The following is a 9,336-nucleotide window of genomic DNA, read 5'->3' on the forward strand; positions in this document are numbered from 1 at the left end:
GCCCGGCCCGACGCGTCCGTCGTCGTGGTGCCGAGGGGGACGCCCACCGTCGAGCTCTGGCCGGGCGGGGTGCCCCACGCCCAGAACTGCACCGAGACGCCCGAGAGAGGCTTGCTGTCCGGCGACTACCCCGCGCAGGCCCCCGAGGCGGCCGACGGGCGCGTCCTGCGGGTGACCGAGGCCGGCGAGGAGATCCTGCACCGCAGCCTCAAGCCCGTCACCGCCGGACAGTACGGCGGGGACGAGCTCAAGGGGCTGATCGCCGACATGTTCGCCACCATGTACGTCGCCGAGGGCGTCGGCCTGGCCGCGAACCAGGTGGACGTCGACCTTCGGGTGTTCGTCTACGACTGCCCGGACGGCGACGGCACCCGGCACGTCGGGCACATCTGCAACCCCGTCGTCGACGAGCTGCCCGCCGGCGAGCGCGTCCTGGACGAGGACGACGAGGGCTGCCTGTCCGTGCCCGGCCCCTACAAGCCCGTCGCCCGCCCCGACCACGCGATCGTGCGCGGCACCGACTGGGAGGGCAACGAGCTCGTCCTGGAGGGGCACGGCTACTTCGCCCGCTGCCTGCAGCACGAGACCGACCACCTCAACGGGTACCTGTACATCGACCGGCTCCCGGCCCGCGCCCGCAAGGACGCGCTCAAGCAGATGCAGAAGATGCGCGACGAGGTCATGGCCAAGCGCGCCGCCAACGCCGAGAAGCGCTGAAGCGCACGCCGGCCGCCGGCCGGCGGAAAGCGCCTGTGCCCGCCCTGGACGCTTCGTCCGGGCGGGCACAGGCGTGACCAGGGGGTGCGCGCGGGCGGTCACATGGCGACGAAGCGGTAGCCGCGGTCCAGAAGCACCGGGATGAACGTCTTGAGGGCCTGGACCGTGTTGCGGCGGTCCCCGCCGCCGTCGTGCTCCAGGATGATCGAGTGCGGGTGGGTGTGGGCGAGCACGTTGTGCACGATCATCTGCGTGTCCACGTGCGCGGTGTCCCAGTCGCGCGGGTCCACCGACCAGGCCACCGGCTTGAGCTGCCGGTCCGCGCACGCCTGGTACACCGCCTTCGACCAGTTCCCGAACGGCGCCCGGAAGATCGTCGGATGCTGGTTCGCGTTCGCGAGCGCCTCGTTGCAGCGGTCGATCTCGTCGATCACCTGGTGGTACGTCAGGTGCGAGAGGTCCGCGTGGTCCCAGGTGTGGTTCGTGATCGTGTGCCCCTCGGAGGAGACCTCCCGCACCAGCGACAGGTTCGGGCCGACCTGCGCGCCGATCATGTTGAACGTCGCCTTGATGTCGTAGCGGCGCAGGATCTCGAGCACCTGCGGCGTGTACGCCGGGTGCGGGCCGTCGTCCATCGTCAGCGCGATCGCCATCGCGCCCTCGTTGTCGACGTAGTACTGCGGGGCGCTGGCCACCCCCGTCGCGGACGCCGAAGCCGACGCCGACGCGGTCGGGGAGGCCGGCGCGCTCGACGCGGGCAGCGTGGACGCCGGCGTCGAGGGCGTGGCCGAGGCGGTGGGCGCGGCCCCCGCGGCGGCCTTCGAGCGCCCGGTCCCGGCCATCGCCGCCGCGACCCCGCCGCCGGCCACGAGCATCAGCCCGCCCGCCGCGAACAGCACCCTGCGCCGGTGCGGGCGCCGGCCCTCTCCCGCGGCGGGCTCCCCGTATTCGCCTTCTTCGCCGTCGCCGTGGTGCGCGGGCGCGCCGGGCACGTTCCGGCCGCCCGGGTACACCGCGGTGCGGGCCAGCTCGGGCTCCGGCTCGGCGCCCCGCTGCCCGGGCACACCGCCCACCGCTTGCGTCCGGGCGTTCGGATCCGCGCCCGGGCGCCATAGTTCTTTTCCACTCACGGAATCTATAGACGCCCGATCTGACCTGCCGGTTGAGCCCGCTTCAGGTGAATTTCAGGTGAACGTGCCCCGTGGTACGTGCCGGGTGCGGTGCTTACCGCTTACCGCGGCGGTTCGAACGGCGGCAGCACGCCCTGGTCCGGCCCGAAACGCTCCGGCACCCCGGGGAATCCCGCCGGCGGGGGAGGCATCGGCGCGAAACCGCCCTCAAGCTCGCGCCGGTAGAGCCCCGCCAGGTCCCGCGCCGACCAGGCCAGCGGCTCCGGGAACGGCAGCGGTCGGCCCAGGTGCGGCTCGAGCAGCTCCTGCGCGGCGGCCACCGGCTCGGGCGGGAGCAGGAACTGCACGTCCAGCTCCAGCCGGCGCGCCGGATCGCGCAGCACGCCGGCCGCGGCCCGCACCTGCTCCGGGGTGTACCGGCCCTCGGCGAGCGCCCGCTCGAGCGCCTCGTCGACCACGTCGGCGTCGGCGTCGCGGGCCACGCCAAGCACCTCGTACGGCGTCGGCTCGAACAACGGCATCGTGAACTCCCCTTCCTTCCGGCTCAGCCCAGCGACTCGATACTCGCGCGCAGCGCGAGCAGGTCCTCGTCCTCGGGCCGCAGCTCGATCCCGGCCGCGATCGCCTGCATCGCCTCGCCGCGCCGCCTGCGGTGCGCCGACGCCTCGATCGCGTGCGCCCGGTACGCCGCGACCAGCTCCCCGGCCACCGCGTCCCGCATCTGCTCGCCGACGGCGAGCTCCAGCGCCTCGCGCAGCAGCGGCTCAGCCTCGGCCGGCGCCTTCGCCTCCACGCAGGCGGCCGCGTGCTCGCGCCACAGCGCGCACAGCGCGCCGCGCAGCTCCTCGTCCGGATCGCCCGCGCGTTCCGGGTCCAGGCCGATCGCCTCCGCCAGGAACCCGGACGCCGCGGCGCGGTCCCCGGAGAACGCCGCCTGGCGCGCGGAGAGGTCCAGCGCCTCGACGAGCCCGGCCCGCCCGGCCGCGTCGTCCGGCTCGAGGGCCAGCAGGTCGCGCCACACGGCCACCGCCCGGGCCAGATCGCCCGGCGTGCCGCTGGAGGCCAGCCGGGTGGCCTGACCGGTCATCAGGGACCGGCGCACCTCGGTCGCCGCCTCGTCGCCCGGCGCGATCTCCAACGCGCGCCCGAGCGCCGCGAGGGCGTCCGCGTAGGCGTGCTGCTCGCCGAACTGCTTGGCCAGAGCCACGTGCGCGGCCGCGACCTCGCCGTGCAGCTCCGCGGTGCCCGGCGACAGCTCGATCGCCTGCTCCAGCAGCTCTATCGCCCGGGAGGGGGCGCCGGCGAGCACGGCGCGCGAGGCGTAGAGGCCGCAGTCCGCCGCCATCTGCACCTGCTCGTCGGCCAGTTCACGCACCCCGAGGCGCTTGGCGCGCGCGAACGCGTCCAGCGACTGCTCCCAGGCGCGCACCCGGTAGAGCCGCTCGCCCTCGCGCACCAGCGCCTCGGCGAGCATCTCCTGCTGCCGCGCGCCCCGGGAGGCGGGAGGCACGGCCTCCAGCGCCGCGGCGGCGTCCGCGAAGCGGCCCTGCAAAATCAGGAACCGGTAGGCGCCGAGCGCGGGATCGAGCACCCCGAACACCTCGGCGACGGCGCCCTGCCCGGAGCCGTCCGCGAACGGCGCGATCACCCGGTCGTACTCGGCGCGCCAGGCCGCGTGCCCGTCGAGCAGGCCGCGCAGAGCCGGGCCCAGGATCAGCCTGCGCGCCGGCGCACCGGCGACCTCGACCAGGAGGTCCTGCTGCGCGAACGCCTCCGCGCAGCGCACCTCCATCGCCGCGCGCAGCCCCCACGAGTCCGCCTCGTCCCCGGTGCGCCCGGATTCGGCGTCCAGGGCGCGCAGATCCGCGGCCAGACGCTCCGTCAGCAGCGCCCGCGCCTTCGCCACCTGCCCCGGTGCCAGGCCCCGGCCGCTCACGCTCGCCGTCTGGCCCCACACGTCCGGCAGGTACACGCCCGCGACCAGCGCCCCGAGCGCCCACGACCAGGCGCGGGCCGCGGCCGGGTCGGCCTGGTCGAGGCGGGCGGCGAGCCGGTACGCCGTCAGACCCACCGCGTGCAGCAGGCGCGGATGCGCCGGATCGGCGTGCAGCACCTTCGAGTAGCCGTCGAACGCCTTGCCCCAGCGGCCCGCCTCGGCGTGCACGAACGCCTCGTGCTCGGCCAGCAGGCCGAGGGCCTCCAGCACGTCGGCGTCCGGCTCGGGGGAGAGGGTGACCGCCTCGCGCAGGTCCACCACCGCGGCCGTCGAACGCCCGCGCCGCAGATCCGCGGTGCCGCGGCGCAGCAGCACGGCCGCGCGCTCGACCGGCGTCGCGGCCGTGAGCAGCGCGAGCGCCGAATCGTAGTCGCCGGACTCCGCGCGCAGCAGGCCGAGCGCCGTCGCCACGCCCGTGACCTGCGCCGCCTCGCCGAGCGCGTCGAACCAGGCCGCGAATACCGGCTCGACCTCGTCCAGGGCGCCCGCGCGGCGCGCGCACTCGAGCACCGCGCCGAGCGTGGTGCGCACGCACGCCGTGCACCGGCCCGAACGCGACTCGTCGACCAGGTAGACCGGGCCCGTCTCCCGGCCGCAGCCGCCGCACGCGGTCGGCGGCGTCGTGAGCGCGTCCGTCGGCGCCGGGGAGGTCAGCGAGCGAAGATGCCAGTCGAGGGCGATGCGCCACTCGCCGGCCCGCTCCGCGATCACCGCGCGCAGCCGGGCCGGGGCGGCGTCGTGCGCGTGCTCGCGCGCCACCAGCGCGAGGGTGCGCTCCGCGTCCCGGTCGCGGCCGGCCAGCAGCATCGACGCGGCCGCGTGGCAGCGATCGCGCAGGGCGGAGTCCGCCTCGATGTGCTCCGGCGCGAGACCCGGATCGCCGTTCGCGAACCCGAGCAGGCCGGTGAGCTGCTCGACGCGCGCGAGGTCGTCGGGGGCGAGCATGCGCGCGAACTCCAGCGCCTTGCCCACCCGTTCGCGCGCCTCCGGGAAGTCACGGCCCATCAGCAGCACGAGGGCGGCCTCGCGCAGCGTCGCCTCGCGCAGCGCCGCCCGGTAGGCGGGCATCGGGTACTCCGACATCGCCCGCTGCCACAGCACCCGCGCCGCGGCCGGATCCGCGCCGGCCACGGTGCGCGCCACCCGGTCGCGGGCGAGCGCGAGGTGCGCCTTGAGGTCCTCGCCGCCTATCGCCTCCCACCGCTCCAGCGCGCCGCGCTCGTCCCCGGCCGCGATCAGCGCCAGACCGAGGTGGAAGCCGGCCGAGCGGCCCAACACGTCGTCAGAACCCGCCTCCGGCCGCAGGACCTCGACCGCCTGCGCCGCCTGGCCGGAGGCCGCGAGCATCGCCCCGTACCGCACCCGGGCCGGCCGCCAGCGCGGCGCGATCGCCAGCGCAAGCCGGTAGTCCTCCGCGGCCTGCTTCGCCCGGCCCGCGCGCTCGTGCAGCAGCGCGAGGCCCAGCCGCGCCGGAGCGTACGACGCCGCCACCGACAGGGCGGCCTCGAACTGCTCGCGCGCCACCTCCTCGGCGCCGAGCTGCAGCGCCAGGCGCGCGATCGCGTCGCGCGGGCGCGGGTCGTTCGGATTGTGGTTGACCGCCGCGACCAGGTCCGCCTGCGCCGCCTCCGGCTGGCCGAGCCGCTGCTTGGCCAGACCGCGGAACAGCAGCGCGTCGCCGACCAGCGCCGCGCCGCGCGACCAGCGCGAGGGCTCCACCCCGGCCGGCGCGCCCCGGCGCAGCGCCTCGTCGAACGCGGTCACCGCCTGCGGGAAGCGCCCGCCCGTGTAGAGCACTGCCGCCCAGCGGAACCACACCTCGCCGCTGCCGGCCGGCGCCGTCCCGGCCAGGAACCGCTCCGCGTCCCCGATCCGGTTGGCCTGCATCAGCACCTGCGCGCGCGCCAGCACCGGCCAGTCCACGCCGGGCAGGCCCGCGACCGTCTCCGCCGACGCCGCGTCCCGCGCCGGGATCGGGCCCTCCCCGCACAGCCGCGCCAGCCAGCCGGTGACCTCGGCGACCGCCACCGTATCCGGTTCGGCCTCGGGCAGCGCGGCGGCGCGCAGAAACGCCAGCGGCGCCGACAACGGGCCCTGCGTCGCCTGCATCCGGTGCACCGCGACCCGGTGCAGCGCCGGCAGCGGCAGCTCCTTCGCCGGGTCCGCGGCCACCGTGAACGCCTGCGCGGTCAGCAGCACCGCGCCCGCGGCGTCCCCGTCGGCGGCGGCCACCTCCGCGCCGCCCAGCAGCGCCGCCAGCCGCAGCCCGCGCAGCTCCTCAGGCGCCGAGGCCAGCGACTTCGCCAGCTTCGCGTAATGCTTCCTGGCCCGATCCGACTGCCCGGCCTTCGCCTCGGCCGCAGCCCGCGCCAGCTCCTCCGACACCGCCGCCGGCTCGAACCGGCCGCGCCGCGCCAGCAGCGCCATCGACAGCCCCCAACCTTTTCCCTGGTACGCCATCCCGACCGGCCAAGAATAAGGCACGCGGGCCGCCGGCCACGGATATCATCGGCAACCATGACGGGGACACACGCACTGCCCGATCCCGCGACACCCTTCGGCCGCACCGTCCGCGAGCGGCTGCGCGACGAGCCGATCATCTGGCTCACCACCGTCGCCGCCAGCGGAACCCCGCAGCCCAACCCGGTCTGGTTCCTCTGGCAGCCCGACCCGGACGACGCGTGGGGCGAGGGGAGCTTCCTGATCTACCACGACAACACCGCCGCGCGGCTGCGCACCCTCGCCGAGCGCCCGCGCGTGTCGCTGAACTTCAACTCCACCGCGGGCGGCGGCGGAATCACCGTGTTCACCGGCGACGTCGAGATCCTGGAAGGCCATCCGCCCGCGCACGAGGTGCCCGGATACGCCGCGAAGTACGGCCCGCGGGTCGCCGCGCTCGGGGCGGACCGCGACCTCGCCGCGTTCATGGCCCGCTACTCGATCGCCACCCGCATCCGCCCCGACCGGGTCCGCGGCTTCTGATCCGCACGCCCCGGGGCCCGGCCCCCGCCTTGAGGAAACGCTGACAAACCCCTGAACGGCGCTGAACCTTGCCGATCGAGCCTGGTTCCCATGGTGATCGACCCGAAGCAGGCGCCGATTCAGGTGGCGCAGGTGGACATGGACGCGCCGGACAGCCCGCCGGCGAACCTCCCGCGCGCGACGAGCGTCCTCGCCCTCGTGCGGATGCACGGCCATCCGCTCGGCGTGATCGGCACCCGGCTGCCCGCCGGCAGCGACCTGCCGACCGGACTGCGCACCGCGGCCTGCACGCAGCTCGGGTCCCAGCTCGCCGAGCACGCCCGGCGCGACTGGACCGGCCGCGACCGCCGCCGGCCGCCGTCAGCGTGATCATCGCCACCCGGGAACGCCCCCGGCAGCTCGCCCGCGCCCTCGCCTCCCTCGCAGCCCTCGACTACGGCCGCTACGAGGTCCTGGTCGTCGACAACGAACCGGAGAGCGACGCCACCCGGCGCGCCGCCGAGGACGCCGACGGGCCCGTGCGCTACCTGCGCACCCGCCGCCGCGGCGTCGCCCGCGCGCACAACCTCGGCGTGCTGGAGGCCACCGGCAGCATCCTGGCGTTCACCGACGACGACGTCACCGTCGACCGGTCCTGGCTCGCCGCGATCGCCGAGACCTTCGCCGACCCGCAGGTCGGCTGCGTCACCGGGCTGATCATGCCCGGCGAGCTCGAGACCCCGCAGCAGGCGATGCTGGAACGGCGCGGCGGCTACGGCAAGGGCTTCGCCGCGAAGGTCTTCCCCGCGCCGCCCGGCAGCCCCCCGGACCCCGGCGAGCGGCTGTTCCCGTTCACCGCCGGGCGCATGGGATCCGGCGCCAACATGGCCTTCGACGCGCGGCTGCTGCGCGAGCTGGGCGGCTTCGACCCCGCGCTCGGCCCCGGCACCCCGGCCCGCGCCGGCGAGGACCTGCTCGCCCTGTTCCGCGCCGCGGCCGCCGGACGCCGGGTCGTCTACCAGCCCGACGCGCTCGTCTGGCACCACCATCGGCGCGAGCCCGGCGCTCTCGAGGCCCAGGCCCTCGGCTACGGCATCGGCCTCGGCGCCTACCTCACCAGCGCGCTCGTGCACGAACCCCGGATGCTCCCGGCCTTCTTCAGGTTGCTCCCCGACGGCGTCCGCTACGCTCTGCGCAACTCGTCGAAAGATCAAGACGCCGCGGCCTGGCCCCGGCGCCTGGCAGCACTCGAACGCCGAGGCCTGATCCGCGGACCCGCCGCCTACGCGCACAGCCGCTGGGCCGACCGCCACCCCGCGACCGTCCGGAGCCGCTGACATGCCGCCGCTTCCCGTGCTGCTCTACCACTCCGTCCGCGACGACCCGCCCGGCTGGCTCGCGCCCTACACGGTCTCCCGGGCCGCGTTCGCCGCGCAGCTCGACGCCCTCATCGCCAGCGGACGCACCCCGGTGACCTGCGGTCAGATCGCCGCCGCGCGCACCGGCGGGCCGCCGCTGCCCGAGAACGCCGTCGCCGTCACCTTCGACGACGGCTACCTCGACTTCGAACGCAACGCCCTGCCGCAGCTCGCCGCCCGCGGCATTCCGGCGACCCTGTTCGTCACCACCGGCGCGCTCGCGCCCCGCAACCACAGCCTGCTGCCCGACGTCGCGATGCTCAGCCTCGGCGCGGTCGCCCGCCTCGGCGCCGCCGGCGTCGAGATCGGCGCGCACACCCACGCGCACCCGCAGCTCGACACCCTGCACCCCTCCGCCGCCGCGTGGGAGCTGACGCACTCCAAGGAGATCCTCGAACAGGCCCTCGGCCACGAGATCGCGCTCGCCGCCTACCCGCACGGCTACTCCAACCCGCGCGTGCGCGAACTCGCCCGCGACGCCGGATACCGGGCCGCGTTCGCCGTCCGCGAGCGACTGAGCCCGGAGACCGACGAGCCCTACCGGATCGCCCGGCTCACCGTGAAGTCCGACACCCCAGCCGCCCGGTTCGGCGCCTGGCTGCAGGGCGCCGGCGCCCCCGTCGCCACGCCCCGCGAGCGCGCCTCCACCCTCGCCTGGCGCTACTACCGCCGCGCCCGCGCCCGCGTCGGCATCCCGTGCCCCCTCGCCGAAAGCCGGTGACCCGCCATGCCGCCGAGCACGCCCGCCCGACCGAGCCTGACCGTCATCGTCTGCGCGTACACCGTGGACCGCTGGCAGGACCTGTCCGCCGCCATCGGCTCCCTGCACGCCCAGACCCGCACCCCGGACGAGATCATCCTCGTCGTCGACCACTGCCCGGAACTCGCCGAACGCGCCGCCCGCGAACTGGCCGGCGCCCGGATCGTGCCGAGCCGCGGCAAGCCGGGCCTTTCGGCGGCCCGCAACACCGGCATCGCCGAGGCGCACGGCGAGATCCTCGCGTTCCTCGACGACGACGCCGCGGCCGACCCCGGCTGGGCCGAGCACCTGCTCGCCGGATACGCCGACCCCGCGGTCCTCGGCGTCGGCGGCCTGATCCGCCCCCGCTGGGAC

The 9,336-nt window shown here is 75.9% G+C and carries 9 protein-coding genes; 6 read left to right on the forward strand and 3 right to left on the reverse strand.

The genetic code is table 11. The annotated features are described in order from the left end of the window. The first annotated feature begins 69 nt into the window (after positions 1-69). Entirely contained in the window at positions 70-717 is a 648-nt protein-coding gene (gene def / locus KDK95_RS32940; protein ID WP_372463423.1) for a peptide deformylase, read from the forward strand. Positions 718-815: 98 nt separating this feature from the next. Here def and KDK95_RS32945 read toward each other — a convergent pair whose 3' ends face one another. The 3 genes from KDK95_RS32945 to KDK95_RS32955 form a co-directional block, all read right to left on the reverse strand. Then, positions 816-1,781 (reverse strand): polysaccharide deacetylase family protein, encoded by a 966-nt coding sequence (locus KDK95_RS32945; RefSeq protein WP_307844866.1) that lies wholly within the window; start codon positions 1,779-1,781, stop codon positions 816-818. Positions 1,782-1,948: 167 nt separating this feature from the next. Beyond that, positions 1,949-2,368, reverse strand: a complete 420-nt coding sequence (locus tag KDK95_RS32950) for a hypothetical protein (protein WP_212522276.1) — start codon at positions 2,366-2,368, stop codon at positions 1,949-1,951. A 23-nt stretch (positions 2,369-2,391) separates the two neighbouring features. Then, entirely contained in the window at positions 2,392-6,270 is a 3,879-nt protein-coding gene (locus KDK95_RS32955; protein WP_212522277.1) for a hypothetical protein, read from the reverse strand. Positions 6,271-6,360: 90 nt separating this feature from the next. On the opposite strand from KDK95_RS32955, the gene KDK95_RS32960 reads away from it, so the two are divergent. The 5 genes from KDK95_RS32960 to KDK95_RS32980 all read left to right on the forward strand — a co-directional run. Next, positions 6,361-6,825, forward strand: a complete 465-nt coding sequence (locus KDK95_RS32960) for a TIGR03667 family PPOX class F420-dependent oxidoreductase (protein ID WP_212522278.1) — start codon at positions 6,361-6,363, stop codon at positions 6,823-6,825. 90 nt (positions 6,826-6,915) lie between these two features. After that, positions 6,916-7,194 carry a hypothetical protein gene (locus tag KDK95_RS32965; RefSeq protein WP_212522279.1) on the forward strand — a complete coding sequence of 93 codons (279 nt, stop codon included), beginning with the start codon at positions 6,916-6,918 and terminating at the stop codon, positions 7,192-7,194. Then, complete coding sequence (locus KDK95_RS32970; protein ID WP_212522280.1) at positions 7,191-8,141, forward strand: glycosyltransferase family 2 protein; 951 nt, start codon at positions 7,191-7,193, stop codon at positions 8,139-8,141. The genes KDK95_RS32965 and KDK95_RS32970 overlap by 4 nt, the downstream gene beginning before the upstream one ends. 1 nt (position 8,142) lies before the next feature. Then, on the forward strand, positions 8,143-8,943 hold the full coding sequence (locus tag KDK95_RS32975; protein WP_212522281.1) for a polysaccharide deacetylase family protein: 801 nt from the start codon (positions 8,143-8,145) through the stop codon (positions 8,941-8,943). A gap of 6 nt (positions 8,944-8,949) precedes the next feature. Beyond that, on the forward strand, positions 8,950-9,336 hold a 387-nt coding region (locus tag KDK95_RS32980; protein WP_212522282.1), incomplete at its 3' end, for a glycosyltransferase family 2 protein.

Origin of the sequence: Actinospica acidithermotolerans (genome assembly GCF_018139625.1) — a bacterium.
Taxonomy (GTDB): domain Bacteria; phylum Actinomycetota; class Actinomycetes; order Streptomycetales; family Catenulisporaceae; genus Actinospica; species Actinospica acidithermotolerans.

Coding starts and splice junctions, on each gene's coding strand:
- KDK95_RS32950 (WP_212522276.1), bottom strand. CDS start 2,368: ATGCCGTTGTTCGAGCCGACGCCGTACGAGGTGCTTGGCGTGGCCCGC.
- KDK95_RS32955 (WP_212522277.1), bottom strand. CDS start 6,270: ATGGCGCTGCTGGCGCGGCGCGGCCGGTTCGAGCCGGCGGCGGTGTCG.
- KDK95_RS32960 (WP_212522278.1), top strand. CDS start 6,361: ATGACGGGGACACACGCACTGCCCGATCCCGCGACACCCTTCGGCCGC.
- KDK95_RS32965 (WP_212522279.1), top strand. CDS start 6,916: ATGGTGATCGACCCGAAGCAGGCGCCGATTCAGGTGGCGCAGGTGGAC.
- KDK95_RS32975 (WP_212522281.1), top strand. CDS start 8,143: ATGCCGCCGCTTCCCGTGCTGCTCTACCACTCCGTCCGCGACGACCCG.